The organism is Streptomyces sp. NBC_00385 (genome assembly GCF_035917155.1).
Classification (GTDB): Bacteria; Actinomycetota; Actinomycetes; order Streptomycetales; family Streptomycetaceae; genus Streptomyces; species Streptomyces poriferorum.
In genome coordinates this window covers 2317270-2339280 of the sequence record NZ_CP107951.1, presented here as the reverse complement: position 1 = coordinate 2339280, position 22011 = coordinate 2317270, and the positions used below count along the sequence as shown (strand labels likewise).

Below are 22011 nucleotides of genomic sequence, written 5' to 3'. Positions count from 1 at the left end.
CCCCTGCCGTCATCTGACCCCGAAGGACCGTGAGACCGATATGGCCAACGACGAGAAGATCCTCGACTACCTCAAAAAGGTGACCGCCGACCTGCACCGCACCCGGCGCCGCCTCCAGGACGCCGAGGCAGCCGCGCAGGAACCCATCGCGATCGTGGGCATGGGGTGCCGCTTCCCCGGCGGGGTGACCACCCCCGAAGAGCTGTGGCAACTGGTGGCAGAGGGCCGCGACGCCGTATCGGGCATGCCGGACGACCGCGGCTGGGACCTCGACCAGCTCATGGGCGAGGACGCCTCGCAGCCGGGAACCAGCTACGTGCACCAGGGCGGATTCCTCGAAGGTGCGGGCGACTTCGACGCCGGGTTCTTCGGGATCAGCCCCATGGAGGCTGAGGCCACCGACCCGCAGCAGCGCCTCAGCCTCGAAGTCGCCTGGGAGGCCTTCGAACGGGCCGGAATCGACCCGGAGTCCCTGCGCGGCGGTCGCGTCGGCGTCTACATGGGCTCCGGCATCCAGGACTACGGCGACTTCCCCGAAGGCGTACCGGAGGCCGTCGAGGCCTACATGGCCACTGCACGGGCCGCGTCCGTCATCTCCGGCCGCATCTCGTACGCCCTCGGCCTCGAAGGACCCTCCTTCACCGTCGACACCGCCTGCTCGTCGTCGCTCGTCGCCCTCCACCTCGCCGCCCAGGCGCTGCGCCAGGACGAATGCGGCCTCGCCCTGGCCGGTGGAGTCATGGTCATGTCGACAGCTGCGCCGTTCGTGGCCTTCAGCAAGCAGCGCGGCCTCGCACCCGACGGACGGTGCAAGGCGTTCTCCGACAGCGCCGACGGCACCGGCTGGTCCGAGGGCGCGGGCATCGTCCTGCTGGAGCGCCTCTCCGACGCCCGCCGCAACGGGCACCCCGTCCTCGCCGTCATCCGCGGCTCGGCCATCAATTCCGACGGGGCCTCCAACGGCCTCACCGCCCCCAGCGGCCCGTCCCAGCAGCGCGTCATCCGCCAGGCCCTCGCCAACGCACGTGTACCCGGCGCCCACGTCGACGCCGTCGAGGCGCACGGCACCGGCACCACGCTCGGCGACCCGATCGAGGCGCAGGCCCTGCTCGCCACGTACGGCCAGGACCGCACCGCCGAACAGCCGCTGAGGCTGGGATCGTTCAAGGCCAACATCGGCCACGCCCAGGCGGCAGCGGGCGTCGGCGGCGTCATCAAGATGGTCATGGCCCTGCGCAACGGTCTGCTGCCCAGAACCCTGCACGTCGAGCAGCCCTCCACCCACGTCGACTGGACCACCGGTCACGTCAGCCTGCTCACCGAGGCCGAACCCTGGACGCGCCACGGCCACCCGCGTACCGCAGGCGTCTCGGCGTTCGGACTCAGCGGCACCAACGCCCACGTGATCCTCCAGGAGGCACCGGAACCGGAACCGGCGGCGGCAACCGACGGGAAGAGCGCGGAGCCGGCCGAGGGCCGTCCGGCCGCGGACAGCCGGACACTCCCCTTCAGCACGCCCGTCACCCCGTTCCTCGTCTCAGCACGCAGCGCCGCGGGCCTGCGTGCCCAGGCGGAGCGGCTGGCCTCCTTCGTACAGGACGAAGCCGGCGCCACCGCCCGTCCCCAGGACATCGGGCACGCCCTGATCGCCACCCGCACCGCGTTCGAGCACCGCGCCGTCGTTCTCGACACCGGGGATTCCGCGGGCACGGACGTCAGCGAATCCGCCCCCCTGCTCACCGGTCTGGACGCCCTCGCCGCCGACGCCAAGGCCCCGCACGTGGTGCGGGGCACCGCCACCGGCCCCGCCCAGGTCGCATTCGTCTTCCCCGGCCAGGGCTCCCAGTGGGTCGGCATGGCCGTGGAACTCCTCGCATCCTCACCGGTGTTCGCCGACCGGATGCGCGAGTGCGCCGACGCGCTGGCCCCCTTCACCGACTGGGACCTCCTCGACGTGGTCCATCAGCGCCCGGGCGCACCCACCTTCGAGGAGGTCGACGTCGTCCAACCGGTCCTGTGGGCCGTCATGGTCTCCCTCGCAGGCCTCTGGCGCGCGTGCGGTGTGGAGCCCGCCGCCGTCGTCGGCCACTCGCAGGGAGAGATCGCCGCCGCCTGCGTCGCCGGTGCCCTCTCGCTGGAGGACGGGGCGCGAGTGGTCGCACTCCGCAGCAGGATCATCCGCCAGGACCTCGCCGGACGCGGCGGCATGATGTCGGTCGCACTGCCCTCCGAGGAGGCCGAGTCGGTGATGCGCGGCTGGGGCGACCGGCTCCAGGTCGCCGTGGTCAACAGCCCCGCCTCCACCGTCGTCTGCGGCGAGAAGGAAGCCCTCGACGAGCTCTACACCCACCTGGAGGCCCAGGGCGTGCAGGCCCGCCGGATACCGGTGGACTACGCCTCCCACTCGGTGTTCGTCGAAGAGATCCGCGACCGCCTCCTTGCCGAGATAGCCGAGGTCGAACCCCGCCCGTCCACCACGACCTTCTACTCCACGGTGACCGGCGGGCCGCTCGACACGACAGCGCTCGACGCCGGCTACTGGTACGAGAACCTGCGCCGCACCGTGCGCTTCGAGGACACCACCCGGGCCATGCTCGACGACGGGTTCACCCTCTTCGTGGAGGCAAGCCCCCACCCGGGCCTCTTCATCGCCCTCGGAGAGACGATCGCCACGACACCGGCCGGCGCCACCGCCGTCGGATCGCTGCGCCGTCACAGCGGAGACCAGGCCCGCTTCGCGCTGTCGCTGGCCGAGGCCTACGTACACGGTGCCCCCGTCGACTGGAGCCTCTTCCACGACGCCGCGCCCACCGCCCGCGTGGAGCTGCCGACGTACGCCTTCCAGCGCGAGCGCTACTGGGTCACCGCACCCACCGGAGCCGGCGACGTGCTGACCGCCGGCCTCGAACCGGCCGGCCATCCGCTGCTCGGCGCACGGGTATCCGCTCCCGACACGGACGCGCTCAGCCTGACGGGCCGCCTGTCCCTCGGCACGCACCCGTGGCTCGGCGACCACCGCGTGGGCGACTCCGTGTTCTTCCCCGGCACCGGACACGTGGAACTCGTCGGCTACGCCGGTGACCAGGCCGGCTGCCCGGTCATCGACGAACTGACGCTGGAGACCCCTCTGACCGTCCCCGATCGGGGCGGTGTGGCGGTACGCGTCACGGTCGGCACGGCCGCGTCCGACGGCAGGCGCCCGGTGACCGTGCACGCGCGCACGGACGACGGCGACCAGCCGTGGACACGGCACGCGACCGGCATCCTCGCACCGGAGCCCCCGGCTCCGGGAGCGAGCGGAGCCGCGGACGTGGCCTGGGCCTCGGCGCAGTGGCCGCCGGCCGGAGCGGAACCGGTGGATCTGGACGGCTTCTACGACGGCATGGCGGAGGAGGGGCTCGGGTACGGCCCCGTCTTCCGGGGGCTGAACGCCGCGTGGCGCGCCGACGGTGGCGTCTACGCCGAGGTCGCCCTGCCCACCGGCACGCCCGCGACCGACTTCCGGCTCCACCCGGCCCTCCTCGATGCGGCATTGCACGGGGTGGCGTTGTCGGGTGCGGTGGGTGAGGGTGCTGCGCTGCCGTTCGCGTGGTCGGGTGTGTCGTTGGGCGCTGTGGGTGCGTCGATGGTGCGGGTCCGGGTGTCGGTGGTGGGTGAGGGCCGGGTGTCGGTGGTGCTGGCCGATGCCGGGGGCGAGGTGGTGGCGTCGGTCGAGTCGCTCGTGCTGCGTTCGGTGGGCGGAGAACGGCGTGCGGTGGCGGAGTCGGGCGTGGCGGGGTCCCTGTTCGGGATGGAGTGGCCCGAGGCGGCGCTGCCGGACGCGGGAGCCGTCGACGGTGTCCCGGTGGGACGTTGGAACGACGTGACGGGAACTTCGGGCGTCGTGCCGGACGTGGTGGTGTACGAATCGCTGCGCGCCGGCGAGGTGGGGGCAGGCTCTGCGGACGGTGTGCGGGATGCGGTGTGCGAGGCGCTGGAAGTGGTGCAGGAGTGGCTGAGCGATGAGCGCTTCGCTGACGCCCGACTGGTGGTCCGGACGGCGGGTGCGGTCGCGCTGCCGGGCGAAGGCCTGGTGGACATGGCTGGTGCCGCGGTGTGGGGGCTGGTGCGCTCGGCACAGTCGGAGAACCCGGGGCGCGTGGTGCTGCTGGACGGGGACTCGGACGACGTGACCGAGCAGGCCGCGCGCGTGGCCGCCATGGGTGAGTCGCAGGTGGTGGTGCGCGACGACCGGGCCTTCGTGGGCCGGTTGATGCGTGCGGCACAGCCGGCCGATGGGACCTCCCGCGTGGAGTTCGATTCTGCGGGGACGGTGTTGTTGACGGGTGGTACGGGGACGTTGGGGCGGGTGTTTGCGCGTCATCTGGTGGTGGAGCGTGGGGTGCGGCGGTTGGTGTTGACGAGTCGTCGTGGTGGTGCGGTCGAGGGTGTGGGGGAGTTGGTCGAGGAGTTGGCGGGTTGGGGTGCGGAGGTGGTGGTCGAGGCGTGTGATGTGGCTGACCGGGCTTCTGTGGAGCGGGTGTTGGGTTCGGTTCCGGTGGATCGGCCGTTGGTGGGTGTGGTGCATCTGGCGGGGGTGCTGGATGACGGGGTGATCGGTTCGTTGACGGCGGAGCGGGTGGGGGCGGTGTTGCGTCCGAAGGTGGACGCGGCGCTCAATCTGCACGAGCTGACGCGTGACATGGACCTTGCCGCGTTCGTCCTCTTCTCCTCCGTGGCCGGCACCTTCGGCAACGCGGGCCAGGGCAATTACGCGGCGGCCAACGCGTTCCTGGACGCGCTGGCCACGTACCGCAGAACGGAAGGACTCCCCGCACACTCCCTCGCCTGGGGCTTCTGGGACGAGGCCAGCGGGATGACCGGCAAGCTGTCCGGGGCCGAACGCTCCCGCATCTCGTCCGTCGGTGGCGTCTTCCCGATCTCCTCGGACCGAGGCGTGGCCCTCTTCGACGCTGCCCTGCGGATGGACCGGCCGGTAGTGGTTCCGGTACAGCTCGACCTCGCCGCCGTACGGGCCCAGGGCGCCGCGAGCCGCGAGCTCTTCCGCACCCTGGTCCCGGTGGTCACGCGGCGCCAGGCCACCGGCCGGGCCGAGGCGAACGGCCTTCAGCAGCGGCTCGCCCGCCTCGCCGAGCCCGAGCGCGAAGCCGCCGTGCTGGAGGTCGTCCTCGCACAGGTCGCCTCCGTCCTCGGCTACAGCTCGCTCCAGGCCGTCGAGCCGGAGAAGGCCTTCAAGGACCTCGGCTTCGACTCCCTGCGGGCGGTGGAGTTCCGTAACGCGCTGGCCGAAGCCACCGCGCTCCGTCTCCCCGCAACCGTCGTCTTCGACTACCCCACCCCCCTGGCCCTGGCCCGCCACCTGCTGGGCGAGGTATCCGGTACCGACGCTCCCGCGACGGCAGCCCTCACCACGGTGCGCCCGAACCCCGCCACCCACGCCGACGACCCGATCGCGATCGTGGGCATGGCTTGCCGCTACCCGGGGAACATCGGCTCACCCGAGGACCTCTGGCAGGCCGTGATCGAGGGTGCCGACCTCATCTCCGACTTCCCGACCGACCGGGGCTGGCACCTGTCGAAGATCTACGACCCGGAAGGCGTACGGCCCGACACCACCTACGTCGCCCGCGGCGGGTTCCTCGACGACGCTCCTGGATTCGATCCGGCGTTCTTCGGTATCAGTCCGAACGAGGCCCTGATCATGGACCCGCAGCAGCGGCTGCTGCTGGAGGCGTCCTGGGAGGTCTTCGAGCGGGCCGGCATCGACCCGCTCTCCCTCAAGGAGAGCCGGACCGGTGTCTTCGCCGGGATGATGTACCACGACTACGCCCACAACGCGAGCACGGGCGGCATCGCCTCCGGCCGGATCTCCTACGTACTCGGCCTCGAAGGTCCGTCGATGACGGTGGACACCGCGTGTTCGTCGTCGCTGGTGAGCCTGCACCTCGCGATCCAGGCGCTGCGCTCCGGTGAGTGCTCCCTCGCGCTGGCGGGCGGCGTGGCCGTCATGTCGGAGCCCGAGGTCTTCGTGGAGTTCAGCCGGCAGCGGGGGTTGGCGAAGGACGGGCGGTGCAAGTCGTTCGCGGGTGCTGCGGATGGTGCGGCGTGGTCGGAGGGTGTCGGTGTTCTGCTGGTCGAGCGGTTGTCGGATGCTCGGCGGTTGGGGCATGAGGTGCTGGCTGTGGTGCGGGGCAGTGCGGTGAATCAGGACGGTGCGAGTAATGGGTTGACGGCTCCGAACGGTCCGTCGCAGCAGCGGGTGATCCGTGCGGCGTTGGCGGATGCGCAGATTTCGTCGGATCAGGTGGATCTGGTGGAGGCGCATGGGACGGGGACGCGGTTGGGTGATCCGATCGAGGCGCAGGCTTTGTTGGCGACGTATGGGCAGGGTCGCCCGGAGGGTGATCCGTTGTGGTTGGGGTCGTTGAAGTCGAATCTGGGGCATGCGCAGGCGGCTGCGGGTGTGGGTGGGGTGATCAAGGCGGTGCAGGCGATTCGGCATGGTGTGTTGCCGAGGACGTTGCATGTGGATGTGCCGACGCCGCAGGTGGATTGGTCGGCGGGTGCGGTGGAGTTGTTGACGGAGTCGCGGGCGTGGCCGGTGCGGGATCGTCCGCGTCGGGTGGGTGTGTCGTCGTTCGGTCTGAGTGGGACGAATGCGCATGTGATTGTGGAGCAGGCTCCGGTGGTGGAGGAGCCGGAGGTGGCCGTATCGGTTGAGCTGCCGGTGGTGCCTGTGGTGTTGTCGGCGCGGAGTGAGGTGGGGTTGTCGGCGCAGGCGGGAAAGCTGCTGGAGCGGCTGGAGGTCCCCTCTTCGCTCGTGGACGTGGGTTTTTCGTCGGTGGTGTCGCGTGCGGTGTTGGAGCATCGTGCGGTGGTGGCGGCGGGGAGCCGTGAGGAGCTGATGCGCGGTCTGACAGCGCTGGCGGGGGGTGAGCTGTCGGCTTCGGTGGTGCGGGGTTCGGTGGGGCCGGTGGGCAAGGTCGCGTTCCTGTTCACGGGTCAGGGTGCGCAGCGGTTGGGGATGGGCCGGGAGTTGTATGGGGCGTTTCCGGTGTTCGCGGCGGCGTTCGATGAGGTGCTCACGGAGTTGGATGTCCGGCTGGGCGTGAGTCTGCGTGAGGTGGTGTGGGGTGAGGATGCCGGTCTGTTGAGCGGGACGATGTTCGCTCAGGCGGGGTTGTTCGCGGTGGAGACGGCGTTGTTCCGGTTGGTGGAGTCGTGGGGTGTGCGGCCGGACTATCTGGTGGGTCATTCGGTGGGTGAGATTGCCGCTGCCCATGTGTCGGGTGTGCTGTCGTTGGCGGATGCGGCTGAGTTGGTGGTGGCGCGTGGTCGGTTGATGCAGGGGTTGCCGGCGGGTGGGTCGATGGTGGCGGTGGAGGCGACGGAGGCTGAGGTTCTTCCGTTGCTGAATGCTGAGGTGGGGATCGCGGCGGTCAACGGGCCGAGGTCGGTGGTCGTCTCGGGCACGGAGTCGGCGGTTGCTGATCTGGTGGGGAAGTTTGCCGGTGAGGGCCGCAGGACGAGTGTGTTGCGGGTGTCGCACGCGTTCCATTCGCCTTTGATGGAGCCGATGTTGGTGGAGTTCGGGGCGGTGGTGGCGGGGCTGTCGTTCGGTGCTGCGTCGATTCCGGTGGTGTCGGGTGTGTCAGGGGATGTGTCGGAGGGTTGGGGTTCGGCGGAGTACTGGGTGCGGCATGTGCGGGAGGCGGTGCGGTTCGCGGATGCGGTGTCGTTCGTGGTGTCGCGTGGGGTGACGTCGTTCGTCGAGATCGGTCCGGATGGTGTGCTGAGTGGGATGGCGCAGCAGACGGCGGAGTCGGGTGTTTTCGTTCCGTTGGTGCGTAAGGGCCGCTCCGAGGTGGGGTCGGCTGTGTTGGCGTTGGGGCAGCTGCATGTGTCGGGTGTCCCGGTGGACTGGGCGCGGTTGTTCGAGGGCTCGGGTGCCCGCCGGGTGGATCTGCCCACCTACGCCTTCCAACACCAGAACTACTGGATCGTCGGCGAGCAGCACGGCGCCGACCTGGAGTCGATCGGGCAGGAGCCGGCCGGTCACCCCCTACTGAGTGCGGTCGTCACCTCGCCCGATTCCGACAGCGTGATCCTGACCGGTCGCCTGTCCACCGGCACCCAGCTCTGGCTCGCCGATCACGCGATCGGTGACGCCGCACTTTTCCCCGGAACGGGCTTCGTGGAACTGGCACTCAGAGCAGCGGACGAGGTCGGGTACGCCGGGCTGGAGGAGCTGAACCTGGAAGCGCCACTGGTACTCCCGGAGCATGGAGGCGTTGCCCTCCAGGTTGTCGTCGGCCCCTCAGACGACTCCGGTCGGCGAACAGTGACCGTGTACTCGCGAGGCGAGGCTGCGGATCTGCCGTGGGTACGCCATGCCACGGGTTCGCTCATCGCTGCCGTTGATGCACCCGGAGCCGCGGACGCGGCCTGGGCCTTCGGGCAGTGGCCGCCGGTCGGTGCCGAGCCGGTGGATCTGGACGGGTTCTACGACGGAATGGCGGAAGCCGGTCTGAGCTACGGGCCTGCCTTCCGCGGGCTGAGCGAGGCCTGGCGGACCGACGGGCACGTCTTCGCCGAGGTGGGTCTCCCCGAAGGGATCGAGCCCGACACCTACGCCCTGCACCCCGCGCTGTTCGATGCGGCTTTGCATGGGGTGGCGTTGTCGGGTGCGGTGGGTGAGGGTGCTGCGCTGCCGTTCGCGTGGTCGGGTGTGTCGTTGGGTGCGGTGAGCGCGACCGTAGCGCGGGTCCGGGTGTCGGTGGTGGGTGAGGGCCGGGTGTCGGTGGTGCTGGCCGATGCCGGGGGCGGGGTGGTGGCGTCCGTTGATTCGCTCGTGCTGCGTTCGGTGGAAGGGGAGAGGCGCGCGGCGGCCGAGTCCGGCGCGTGGGGTTCTCTGTTCGGGGTGGAGTGGCCGGAGGTGGCGTTGCCCGACGCTGACGAGGCGGCTGAGCTGACGGTGGGGCGTTGGGATGAGGTGGCGGGTTCGTCGGGTGTGGTGCCGGACGTGGTCGTGTTCGATTCGCTGCGCGCCGGTGAGGCTGGGGTTGGCTCCGCAGGTGATGTGCGGAATGCGGTGTGTGAGGCGCTGGAAGTGGTGCAGGAGTGGCTGAGCGATGAGCGCTTCGCTGACGCCCGACTGGTGGTCCGGACGGCGGGTGCGGTCGCTTTGCCCGGTGAAGGCGTGGGCGATGCAGCGGGTGCGGCCGTGTGGGGCTTGGTGCGGTCGGCGCAGTCGGAGAACCCGGGGCGTGTGGTGCTGCTGGACGGTGAGCTGGGCGCACTTGGCGAAATGACGCGGGTGCTGGCGCTGGGCGAGTCGCAGGTGGTGGTGCGCGAGGGCCGTGCGCACGTGGGCCGGCTGCAGCGCGTGGTGCCGTCCGGCGGTGACAGGTCGGCCGTGGAGTTCGATTCTGCGGGGACGGTGTTGTTGACGGGTGGTACGGGGACGTTGGGGCGGGTGTTTGCGCGTCATCTGGTGGTGGAGCGTGGGGTGCGGCGGTTGGTGTTGACGAGTCGTCGTGGTGGTGCGGTCGAGGGTGTGGGGGAGTTGGTCGAGGAGTTGGCGGGTTGGGGTGCGGAGGTGGTGGTCGAGGCGTGTGATGTGGCTGACCGGGCTTCTGTGGAGCGGGTGTTGGGTTCGGTTCCGGTGGATCGGCCGTTGGTGGGTGTGGTGCATCTGGCGGGGGTGCTGGATGACGGGGTGATCGGTTCGTTGACGGCGGAGCGGGTGGGGGCGGTGTTGCGTCCGAAGGTGGACGCGGCGCTCAATCTGCACGAACTGACGCGTGACATGGACCTTGCCGCATTCGTCCTCTTCTCCTCGGCTGCCGGTGTGATCGGCAATCCGGGCCAGGGCAATTACGCTGCGGCCAACGCGTTCCTGGACGCGCTGGCCACGTACCGCAGAGCGGAAGGACTCCCCGCCCAGTCCCTCGCCTGGGGGCCGTGGGTGGACGGGGGCATGGCGGACAGCCTGCAGAGCGCCGACTCCCAGCGCATGCACCGGACCGGCATCCAGTCTCTGTCGGCTGACGAGGGAGCCGCCCTCTTCGACGCGGCCGAGACCGCCGGTGGGGCAGCACTCGTCACCATGCGGGTCGATCTCACCGGAACGGGCGCACCGGAGCGGGACGACCTGCCCGACCTGTTCCGAGGGCTGGTACGGCCCCGTGGTCAACGCGGCACCGACGCGACCGCGTCCGGTGCGGCGGCGTTCCGCCGGCGAATGGACGCCCTCACCGACGAAGAACGCGCAGAACAGGTGCTCGACCTCGTACGGGCCCACGCGGCCGCCATCCTCGGATACGCGGGTCCCTCGGCCATCGAGCCGGACCGGGCGTTCAAGGAGCTCGGGTTCGACTCGTTGGCTGCGGTGGAGTTCCGCAACGGCCTGGCCCAGGCCACAGGGCTGCGCCCGCCGGCGACGCTGGTCTTCGATTACCCGAACTCCCGCGCGCTCGCCCAGTACCTCGCTGAGGAACTGCGTCCCGACTCTCCGACGGATGACGAGGCCGTCGGAGAGGAACGGGTCCGACGCATTCTGCAGGGAATACCCCTGAGCCGGCTCAGGGACGCGGGATTGATGGAAGTCCTCTTCGAGCTTGCCGGTGCCCATGACGAGCCGGTGCATCCGGCCGAGGGTACCGACGAGAACTCGCCCGCATCCATCGACTCGATGGATGCCGAGAGCCTGATCAGCATGGCACTCGACGGTTCCGGCCTTGACGACGCGATCCAGGGAATGTGAGAGCCCCGATGAGTAATTCTGACGAGAAGCTGGTCGCCGCGCTGCGGGCGTCGCTCAAGGAGAACGACCGTCTGCGGGCCCACAACAGGAAGCTGTCGTCCGCGGCCCGCGAGCCCATCGCCATCGTCGCGATGAGCTGCCGTTTTCCCGGAGGTGTCGAATCGCCGGAGGCTCTGTGGCAACTGGTGAACGACGGCGTGGACGCGATATCCGAGTTCCCGGAGAACCGCGGCTGGAATGTCGGCTCCCTTTACGACCCGGAGGGGGAGCGGCCGAACACCAGCTACGTCAACAAGGGCGGATTCCTCCACTCCGCAGACACGTTCGACCCGATTCCCTTCGGTATCAGTCCGAACGAGGCCTTGATCATGGACCCGCAGCAGCGGCTGCTGCTGGAATGCTCGTGGGAGGTGTTCGAGCGGGCGGGCATCGACCCCACCACATTGAAGGGCAGTAAAACCGGCGTATTCGCCGGAATGATGTACCACGACTACGTCCACAACAACGCTACGGGTTCCATCGCGTCCGGCCGCGTTTCGTATGTCTTCGGTTTCGAGGGGCCGTCGATGACGCTGGACACCGCGTGTTCGTCGTCGCTGGTGGCGTTGCACCTGGCAGCCCAGGCACTGCGTTCGGGCGAGTGCTCGATGGCGCTGGCCGGAGGCGTGGCGCTCATGTCGACGCCTGAGGTCTTCGTCGAGTTCAGTCGACAGGGCGGCCTGTCCAGGGACGGCCGCTGCAAGTCCTTCGCAGGCTCCACCGACGGCACCAGTTGGTCGGAGGGGGCCGGCGTCCTGCTCCTGGAGAAGCTCTCCGACGCTCGCAGCAACGGACATCCGGTGCTGGCCGTGCTGCGGGGCAGTGCGGTGAATCAGGACGGTGCGAGTAATGGGTTGACGGCTCCGAACGGTCCGTCGCAGCAGCGGGTGATCCGTGCGGCGTTGGCTGATGCGCAGATTTCGTCGGATCAGGTGGATCTGGTGGAGGCGCATGGGACGGGGACGCGGTTGGGTGATCCGATCGAGGCGCAGGCTTTGTTGGCGACGTATGGGCAGGGTCGCCCGGAGGGTGATCCGTTGTGGTTGGGGTCGTTGAAGTCGAATCTGGGGCATGCGCAGGCGGCTGCGGGTGTGGGTGGGGTGATCAAGGCGGTGCAGGCGATTCGGCATGGTGTGTTGCCGAGGACGTTGCATGTGGATGTGCCGACGCCGCAGGTGGATTGGTCGGCGGGTGCGGTGGAGTTGTTGACGGAGTCGCGGGTGTGGCCGGTGCGGGATCGTCCGCGTCGGGTGGGTGTGTCGTCGTTCGGTCTGAGTGGGACGAATGCGCATGTGATTGTGGAGCAGGCTCCGGTGGTGGAGGAACCGCAGGTGGACTCCACGGTTGAGTTGCCGGTGGTGCCGGTGGTGTTGTCGGCGCGGAGTGAGGTGGGGTTGTCGGCGCAGGCGGGAAAGCTGCTGGAGCGGCTGGAGGTCCCCTCTTCGCTCGTGGACGTGGGTTTTTCGTCGGTGGTGTCGCGTGCGGTGCTGGAGCATCGTGCGGTGGTGGCCGCGTCGGATCGTGAGGAGTTGGTGCGGGGTCTGACTGCGCTGGCCGGTGGTGGGGTTGCGGCGTCGGTGGTGCGGGGTTCGGTGCGGCCGGTGGGCAAGGTGGCGTTCTTGTTCACGGGGCAGGGCGCGCAGCGGTTGGGGATGGGCCGGGAGTTGTATGAGGCGTTTCCGGTGTTTGCCGAAGCGTTTGATGCGGTCGTGGGGGAGTTGGATGTCCGGTTGGGGCGTTCGTTGCGTGAGGTGGTGTGGGGTGAGGACGCGGATCTGTTGAACGGGACGATGTTCGCTCAGGCCGGCCTGTTCGCGGTGGAGACTTCCCTGTTCCGGCTGGTGGAGTCGTGGGGGGTGCGTCCGGATTTCCTGGTGGGTCATTCGGTGGGTGAGATCGCGGCCGCGCATGTGTCGGGTGTGCTGTCGTTGGCGGATGCGGCTGAGTTGGTGGTGGCGCGTGGTCGGTTGATGCAGGGGTTGCCGGCGGGTGGGTCGATGGTGGCGGTGGAGGCGACGGAGGCTGAGGTTCTTCCGTTGTTGAACGGTGAGGTGGGGATCGCGGCGGTCAACGGTCCGCGTTCCGTGGTCGTCTCGGGCACGGAGTCGGCGGTTCGCGAGCTCGTCGCGACGTTCGAAGGCCAGGGGCGTAGGACGAGTGTGTTGCGGGTGTCGCACGCCTTCCACTCGCCTTTGATGGAGCCGATGTTGGTGGAGTTCGGGGCGGTGGTGGCGGGGCTGTCGTTCGGTACTGCGTCGATTCCGGTGGTGTCGGGTGTGTCCGGGGACCTGGCGTCGGACTGGGGTTCGGCGGAGTACTGGGTGCGGCATGTGCGGGAGGCGGTGCGGTTCGCGGATGCGGTGTCGTTCGTGGTGTCGCGTGGGGTGACGTCGTTCGTCGAGATCGGTCCGGACGGGGTCCTGTGCGGGATGGCGCAGCAGTCGGTGGACGCGGAGGCTGCGGTCTTCGTTCCGCTGGTGCGTAAGGGGCGTCCTGAGGTGGCGGCGACGGTTACCGCGCTGGGGCAGTTGCATGTGAGTGGTGTGCCGGTGGACTGGGCCCGGTTCTTCGAGGGCACCGGCGCCCGCCGGGTCGATCTGCCCACCTACGCCTTCCAGCGTGAGCGGTACTGGATGCAGGCGGAGGCCGGCGGCAACGACCTCCGTTCGCTGGGCCTGGGCGCCAGCAGCCACCCGCTCCTCGGGGCGATCGTCACGCTGGCGCAAGCCGACGAGGTGGTGCTCACCGGAAGGCTGTCCCTGACCGATCAAGCCTGGATCGCCGACCACGGCGTGCTGGAAAGCGTGCTCCTCCCCGGCACGGCCTTCGTCGAATTGGCCGTCAGAGCAGGTGACGAGGTCGGTTGCGACCTTCTGGAAGAGTTGACGCTGCAGGCGCCGCTCGTACTCCCCGAGAAGGGTGGTGCCGCAATTCAGGTAGCCGTCGGCGCGGCTGACCGGACGGGCCGGCGTTCGGTGACGGTGTACTCACGGGGCGACGGTGCCGATCATGGTCCTTGGACGCGTCACGCCGAAGGCATCCTTGCCATGGGCGCTGAAACACCGCCCGTGGATCTGACTGCTTGGCCACCGAAGGGCGCTGCGGCGATCAGTGTGGAGGGAGCCTACGAACTCCTTTCCGAGCGTGGCTACGGCTACGGGCCGGTGTTCCAGGGCCTGAAGGCCGCCTGGACATCCGGGGAGGAACTGTACGCGGAGGTCGTACTGCCCGACTCGGCGCACGACGACGCTCAGCGCTTCGGCCTGCACCCCGCTCTGCTCGACTCCGCCATGCACGTGGCGCTCCTCGATGACGGTTCACGGACGGACGAATCGACCGTTCTGCCCTTCGCCTGGACCGACGTCGCTCTTCACGCGGCAGGGGCATCTGCCCTCCGCGTACGGATTGCGCCGGCCGGGCAGGACAGCGTGTCGGTCCTGGTGGCCGACGCTGCCGGCCGGCCCGTCCTGACGGTGGGCGCGTTGGTGTCCCGTCCGGTGTCGGTGGAGCAGTTGGCGGGGTCGGGTGTGGGTGGTGGGTTGCATGAGGTGGTGTGGCGGCCGTTGGTGTCGGCTGGGGGTGTTGCTGGTGGTGGTGTGTCGGTGCCGGTGGTGTTTGAGGTGCCGGTGTCGGTGGGTGTGGATCCGGTGGTGGGTGTGCGGTCGGTGTTGGGTGGGGTGTTGGGGGCGGTTCAGGGGTGGTTGGAGGCTGATGAGGCTGGTCCGTTGGTGGTGGTGACGCGTGGTGCGGTTTGTGTGGGTGGGGATGTGGGGGTGGATGTGTGTCAGGCGCCGGTGTGGGGGTTGGTGCGGGCGGCTGAGGCGGAGAATCCGGGTCGGTTCGTGTTGGTGGATGTGGATCCGGTGGGTGGTTCGTTCGCTGATGTTGCGGGTGTGGTGTTGGGGTCGGGTGAGCCGGAGGTTGCGGTGCGTGGGGGCGGGGTTCTGGTCCCGCGTCTGGTCGAGGTGCCTGCTGGTGGCTCGGCGGTGGAGGGGGTGTCGGACGGTGTGGTGTTGGTGACGGGTGGTACCGGGGGTTTGGGTGGTTTGGTGGCCCGGCATCTGGTGGAGGTGCGTGGGGTGCGGCGTCTGGTGCTGGCGGGGCGTCGGGGGATGGAGGCCCCCGGTGTCGATGAACTGTGTGGCGTTCTGCGTGGGTTGGGTGCTGAGGTGTCGGTGGTGGCGTGTGACATGTCGGACCGGTCCGCGGTGGTGGGTCTGGTGGAGGGTGTGGGTGCTGGTCTGGTGGGTGTGGTGCATGCGGCGGGTGCGGGTGACAACGGTCTGGTGGGGTCGATGGATGGGGCTCGGTTGGATCGGGTGTTGGGTGCGAAGGCGGATGGTGCCTGGTATTTGCATGAGGTGACGCGTGGGCGTGAGTTGGCGTTCTTCGTGATGTTCTCGTCGGCGGGTGGTTCGGTGCTGGCGGCGGGTCAGGCGAACTATGCGGCGGCGAATGTGTTCCTGGACGCGCTCGCGGTGCATCGCCGGGCGGAGGGACTGCCGGCCACCTCCCTCGCGTACGGGCTGTGGGCGGGTGCGGGGATGGGGGAGTGGTTGGGTGAGGCGGATCTGGAGCGGATGAGGCGGCAGGGGTTGCCGGCGTTGGAGGCGGAGCAGGGTCTGGCGTTGTTCGATGCGGGTCTGGCATCGGGGCGGGCTGCTCTGGTCCCGTTGCCGATCGACGTCACCGCACTGCGCTCCCGTACCGACACGATCCCCGCACTCCTCCGCGACCTCGTCCCCACCACCAGGCGACCCGCCGCACGCGCGGTGGCCGGGTCCGGAGACGGGCAGGAGTTGTTGCGCGGCCTGGCCGGACTCGATGACGACGAGCGTGCCCGCAGGTTGCTGGAGATGGTCCGCGGCCGCGTGGCCAAGGTGCTGGGCCACGCGTCGGCCCAGGCCATCGAGGCGGACCGGCCGTTCCAGGAGCTCGGCTTCGATTCGCTCAGCGCAGTGGAGCTCCGCAACGAACTGAACCTGACGACCGGGCTCCGGCTGCCCGCGACGCTGGTCTTCGACTACCCGACCTCACGAGCCGTGGCGGGGCACATCGACAGCGAGCTCGACGGAAGCGGGGTGGGGGAGGCGGAGCAGCCGGGTGGCAACCTCGCCGTGCGTGACCTGGACGACGAACCAATCGTCATCGTGGGCATGGCGTGCCGCTACCCGGGCGGAGTGGCCTCCCCCGACGACCTGTGGGATCTGGTCGCCGACGGCCGTGACGCGGTTTCCGGGTTCCCGCTCGACCGCGGCTGGGACATCGAAGGCGTGTACGACCCCGAGCCGGGAGTGCCGGGCAAGACCTATGCCAACGAGGGCGGCTTCCTCTATGAGGCCGGTGACTTCGATCCGGCGTTCTTCGGTATCAGTCCGAACGAGGCCCTGATCATGGACCCGCAGCAGCGGCTGCTGCTGGAGGCGTCCTGGGAGGTCTTCGAACGTGCGGCCATTGATCCCCGGTCCCTGAAGGGGACCAGGACGGGAGTCTTCGCCGGCCTGATGTACCACGACTACGGCCAGGGAACGGAGGCCGCCGCGACCACGGGAGGCAGCCTGGTATCAGGTCGGATCTCCTACACGCTGGGGCTCGAAGGGCCTTCCCTGACGGTCGATACGGCGTGCTCGTCGTCGCTGGTGGCCTTGCACCTGGCGGTCCAGGCGCTGCGTTCGGGTGAGTGCTCGATGGCGCTTGCGGGCGGTGTGGCTGTCATGTCCACCCCGGACATGTTCGTGGAGTTCAGCCGGCAGCGGGGGTTGGCGAAGGACGGCCGGTGCAAGTCGTTCGCGGGGGCTGCGGATGGTGCGGCGTGGTCGGAGGGTGTCGGTGTTCTGCTGGTCGAGCGGTTGTCGGACGCCCAGCGGCTGGGGCACGAGGTGCTGGCCGTGGTGCGGGGCAGTGCGGTGAATCAGGACGGTGCGAGTAATGGGATGACGGCTCCGAACGGTCCGTCGCAGCAGCGGGTGATTCGTGCGGCGCTGGAGAGTGCCGGCCTGTCGTACTCCGATGTGGATCTGGTGGAGGCGCATGGGACGGGGACCCGGCTGGGTGATCCGATCGAGGCGCAGGCGTTGTTGGCGACGTATGGGCAGGGTCGCCCGGAGGGTGATCCGTTGTGGTTGGGCTCGTTGAAGTCGAATCTGGGGCATGCGCAGGCGGCTGCGGGTGTGGGTGGGGTGATCAAGGCGGTGCAGGCGATTCGGCATGGTGTGTTGCCGAGGACGTTGCATGTGGATGTGCCGACGCCGCAGGTGGATTGGTCGGCGGGTGCGGTGGAGTTGTTGACGGAGTCGCGGGTGTGGCCGGTGCGGGATCGTCCGCGTCGGGTGGGTGTGTCGTCGTTCGGGCTGAGTGGGACGAATGCGCATGTGATTGTGGAGCAGGCTCCGGTGGTGGAGGAGCCGGAGGTGGACTCCACGGTTGAGTTGCCGGTGGTGCCGGTGGTGTTGTCGGCGCGGAGTGAGGTGGGGTTGTCGGCGCAGGCGGGGAAGCTGCTGGAGCGGCTGGAGGTCCCCTCTTCGCTCGTGGACGTGGGTTTTTCGTCGGTGGTGTCGCGTGCGGTGCTGGAGCATCGTGCGGTGGTGGCCGCGTCGGATCGTGAGGAGTTGGTGCGGGGTCTGACTGCGCTGGCCGGTGGTGGGGTTGCGGCGTCGGTGGTGCGGGGTTCGGTGCGGCCGGTGGGCAAGGTGGCGTTCTTGTTCACGGGGCAGGGCGCGCAGCGGTTGGGGATGGGCCGGGAGTTGTATGAGGCGTTTCCGGTGTTTGCCGAAGCGTTTGATGCGGTCGTGGGGGAGTTGGATGTCCGGTTGGGGCGTTCGTTGCGTGAGGTGGTGTGGGGTGAGGACGCGGATCTGCTGAACGGGACGATGTTCGCTCAGGCCGGCCTGTTCGCGGTGGAGACTTCCCTGTTCCGGCTGGTGGAGTCGTGGGGGGTGCGTCCGGATTTCCTGGTGGGTCATTCGGTGGGTGAGATCGCGGCCGCGCATGTGTCGGGTGTGCTGTCGTTGGCGGATGCGGCTGAGTTGGTGGTGGCGCGTGGTCGGTTGATGCAGGCGTTGCCGGCGGGCGGGTCGATGGTGGCGGTGGAGGCAACGGAGGCTGAAGTGCTTCCGTTGCTGAATGACGAGGTAGCTGTGGCTGCTGTGAACGGGCCGCGCTCCGTCGTCGTTTCGGGTGCGGAGGCGGCGGTTCGCGAGCTTGTAGCGACGTTCGAAGGTCAGGACCGCAGGACGAGCACGCTGCGGGTGTCGCACGCCTTCCACTCGCCTTTGATGGAGCCGATGTTGGCAGAGTTCGGGGCGGTGGTAGCCGGACTGTCGTTCGGTACTCCGTCGATTCCTGTGGTGTCGAATGTGACGGGTGAGGTGTCGCAGGAGGTCGGGACGCCGTCGTACTGGGTGCGGCATGTGCGTGAGGCGGTGCGGTTCGCGGACGCAGTCCGCTTCCTGGAGGGCGAGGGAGTCACCTCCTACGTCGAGATCGGTCCGGATGGTGTGCTGAGTGGGATGGCGCAGCAGACGGCGGAGTCGGGTGTTTTTGTTCCGTTGGTGCGTAAGGGCCGCTCCGAGGTGGGGTCGGCTGTGTTGGCGTTGGGGCAGCTGCATGTGGCGGGTGTGCCGGTGGACTGGGCCGGGTTGTTCGAGGGCTCGGGTGCCCGTCGCGTCGATCTGCCGACGTATGCGTTTCAGCGTGAGCGGTTTTGGTTGGAGTGTGCGGGTGGTGGGGATGCGGGCGGCCTGGGGCAGGTCGTGGTGGATCATCCGGTGCTGGGCGCGGCGGTGTCGTTGCCGGATTCGGGTGGTGTGGTGTTGACGGGGCGGTTGTCGGTGGAGGGGATGGGGTGGTTGGCAGATCATGTGGTGTTGGGGTCGTTGTTGTTGCCGGGGGCGGCGTTTGTGGAGTTGGTGGTGCGGGCTGGGGATGAAGTGGGTTGTGGGGTGGTGGAGGAGTTGACGTTGCGGGCGCCGTTGGTTGTTCCGGAGCGGGGTGGGGTGGCGTTGCAGGTGGTGGTGGGTGGTCCGGATGAGGTGGGTTCTCGTTCGGTGCGGGTGCATTCGCGTCGGGAGAGTGCGGGTGCGGAGTGGGTGTTGCACGCGGATGGTGTGGTGGGTGGTGGTGCGGGTGAGTCCGTGCCGGCGTTCGACCTCACCGAATGGCCCCCGCCCGGAGCGACCCGGGTGGAGGTGGCTGACATGTACGACGTCCTGGACGAGCGTGGCTACGGCTACGGCCCCGTCTTCCAAGGGCTCAAGGCGGCCTGGACGGTTGGAGAGGACATCTTCGCCGAGGTCGAACTCGACGAGTCCGTACACGCGGATGCCAAGCGGTTCGGGCTGCACCCGGCGCTTCTCGACTCCACCATGCATGCCCTCGGCCTGCAGGCCGCCGATCTCGAATCAGGCGCGGCAGGGGACGGCCGCCCCGCACTCCCCTTCTTCTGGGAGGGCGTTCGTCTGTTCGCCTCGGGCTCGACCGCGTTGCGCGTACGTCTCACAGGATCCGGCGTCGACACCGTTTCCCTGGCCATGGCCGACGCAGCCGGAGAACCGGTGCTTTCCGTCGATGGGCTGACGCTCCGTCCGGTGTCGGTGGAGCAGTTGGCGGGGTCGGGTGTGGGTGGTGGGTTGCATGAGGTGGTGTGGCGGCCGTTGGTGTCGGCTGGGGGTGTTGCTGGTGGTGGTGGTGTGTCGGTGCCGAGGGTGTTTGAGGTGCCGGTGTCGGTGGGTGTGGATCCGGTGGTGGGTGTGCGGTCGGTGTTGGGTGGGGTGTTGGGGGCGGTTCAGGGGTGGTTGGAGGCTGATGAGGCTGGTCCGTTGGTGGTGGTGACGCGTGGTGCGGTTTGTGTGGGTGGGGATGTGGGGGTGGATGTGTGTCAGGCGCCGGTGTGGGGGTTGGTGCGGGCGGCTGAGGCGGAGAATCCGGGTCGGTTCGTGTTGGTGGATGTGGATCCGGTGGGTGGTTCGTTCGCTGATGTTGCGGGTGTGGTGTTGGGGTCGGGTGAGCCGGAGGTTGCGGTGCGTGGGGGCGGGGTTCTGGTTCCGCGTCTGGTCGAAGTGGCTGCTGCGGAGGCCGTTCCGGACACGGTGGTGGATGGGGCGGTGTTGGTGACGGGTGGTACCGGGGGTTTGGGTGGTTTGGTGGCCCGGCATCTGGTGGAGGTGCGTGGGGTGCGGCGTCTGGTGCTGGCGGGGCGTCGGGGGATGGAGGCCCCCGGTGTCGATGAACTGTGTGGCGTTCTGCGTGGGTTGGGTGCTGAGGTGTCGGTGGTGGCGTGTGACATGTCGGACCGGTCCGCGGTGGTGGGTCTGGTGGAGGGTGTGGGTGCTGGTCTGGTGGGTGTGGTGCATGCGGCGGGTGCGGGTGACAACGGTCTGGTGGGGTCGATGGATGGGGCCCGGTTGGATCGGGTGTTGGGTGCGAAGGCGGATGGTGCCTGGTATTTGCATGAGGTGACGCGTGGGCGTGAGTTGGCGTTCTTCGTGATGTTCTCGTCGGCGGGTGGTTCGGTGCTGGCGGCGGGTCAGGCGAACTATGCGGCGGCGAATGTGTTCCTGGACGCGTTGGCGGTGCATCGCCGGGCGGAGGGACTGCCGGCCACCTCCCTCGCGTACGGGCTGTGGGCGGGTGCGGGGATGGGGGAGTGGTTGGGTGAGGCGGATCTGGAGCGGATGAGGCGGCAGGGGTTGCCGGCGTTGGAGGCGGAGCAGGGTCTGGCGTTGTTCGATGCGGGTCTGGCGTCGGGGCGGGCTGCTCTGGTCCCGTTGCCGATCGACGTCACCGCACTGCGCGCCCGTACCGACACGATCCCCGCACTCCTCCGCGACCTCGTCCCCACCACCAGGCGGCGCAGTACGGTCTCCAGGACCGACGCGACGGCTCTGCGGCAGCGATTCGCGCAGGCGGATCAGGCCGGACAGGAGGCCCTCCTCAGGACGCTCGTCATGGAGCGGGCGGCCGCGCTCCTCGGTTACAGCAGCATGGACGCCCTCGACGCGGAACGGGACTTCCTGGAGGCAGGGTTCGACTCGCTGAGCGCGATGGAACTCCGTAACGCCCTGATGAAGGACACCGGACTGAAGCTGCCCCCCATGGTGGTCTTCGACAGCAAGAGCCCGGCAGGGCTCGCACGGCTGCTGCGCACGGAGCTTCTGGCGGCAGGCTCCCTCGCGCCCGGCGACACCGACGAAGTGCGGGCATCGGCGGGGTCACCCGAGGGGCTCGGCGGAACGGGGAGCGCGACCGTCACCGGTGGGGCCGAGGCCCCTTCGGCCGGCAGGCCGCCCGAGACGCTCCGCGACCTGTTCCATGCCGCAGTCGTCTCCGGCCGCGCGGACAAGGGGTTCGCGCTCCTCCAGGCGGCCGCCGACGTGCGGCCGGGCTTCGGCTCGGTGAGCGAGATCGACCGGCTCCCCGCCGCAGTCCGTCTCGCGGATGCCTCCGAGGGACCGCATCTCATCTGCCTCAGCACGCCCATGGCCACCGGCGGTGTCCACCAGCACGCGCGGCTTGTCTCCCACTTCGGAGGCAGGCGCAAGATATCCGCACTGCCTGTCCCGGGATTCCTCGCAGGCGAGAGCCTGCCCACGTCCTCCGACGCGGCCGTACAGGCACTCGCCCGGAGTGTGCTGGACACGGCCGACGGGAATCCGTTCGTGCTGCTCGGCTACTCGTCCGGAGGCACCCTCGCCTACGCAACGGCCGGACACCTGGAACGGGAACACGGGGTGCGCCCGGCAGGCGTCATCCTGCTGGACACGTTCAAGGTCCACGACGGCGGCAGCGACGGCGTCCCCCTCGACGGCCTCGCACTCGGCATGTTCGACAAGGAAGCGGTCTTCGGCCGGTTCGACAGCAGCAGGCTCTCCGCGATGGGCCGCTGGGTGGAACTGGTCCCGCAACTCCCGCTCACCCCGGTCGAGGCTCCGGTGCTCTTCGTCCAGTGCACCCAGTCCTTCGTCCCGGACGGGGACGACGCGTCCCCCGACCTGCTCAGCGGCCGCGCCGAGCCCTGGGAGGCCGCCCACACCCTGCGGACCGTCCGCGCCAACCACTTCACCCTCGTCGAGGACCGCGCCGAGCAGACCGCGCAGGTCATCGACGAATGGCTGGCATCGCACGGAACGGCGGCCGGTGGCGGAGCTACCGGATGACCGAATCGGCGCAAGACGGACCGGACCCATCGAATCGAAGCGAGGCGAAGTGAC

2 protein-coding genes are annotated in these 22011 nt (G+C 69.2%); both read left to right on the top strand.

Annotated elements, in window-relative coordinates; genetic code table 11:
* The first annotated feature begins 40 nt into the window (after positions 1–40).
* Positions 41–10765: a type I polyketide synthase gene (locus OG959_RS10180; protein ID WP_326657839.1), complete on the top strand. Its 10725-nt coding sequence runs from the start codon at positions 41–43 to the stop codon at positions 10763–10765.
* Complete coding sequence (locus OG959_RS10175) at positions 10762–21957, top strand: type I polyketide synthase (protein WP_442805558.1); 11196 nt, start codon at positions 10762–10764, stop codon at positions 21955–21957. The genes OG959_RS10180 and OG959_RS10175 overlap by 4 nt, the downstream gene beginning before the upstream one ends.
* The last annotated feature ends 54 nt before the right edge of the window (positions 21958–22011 follow it).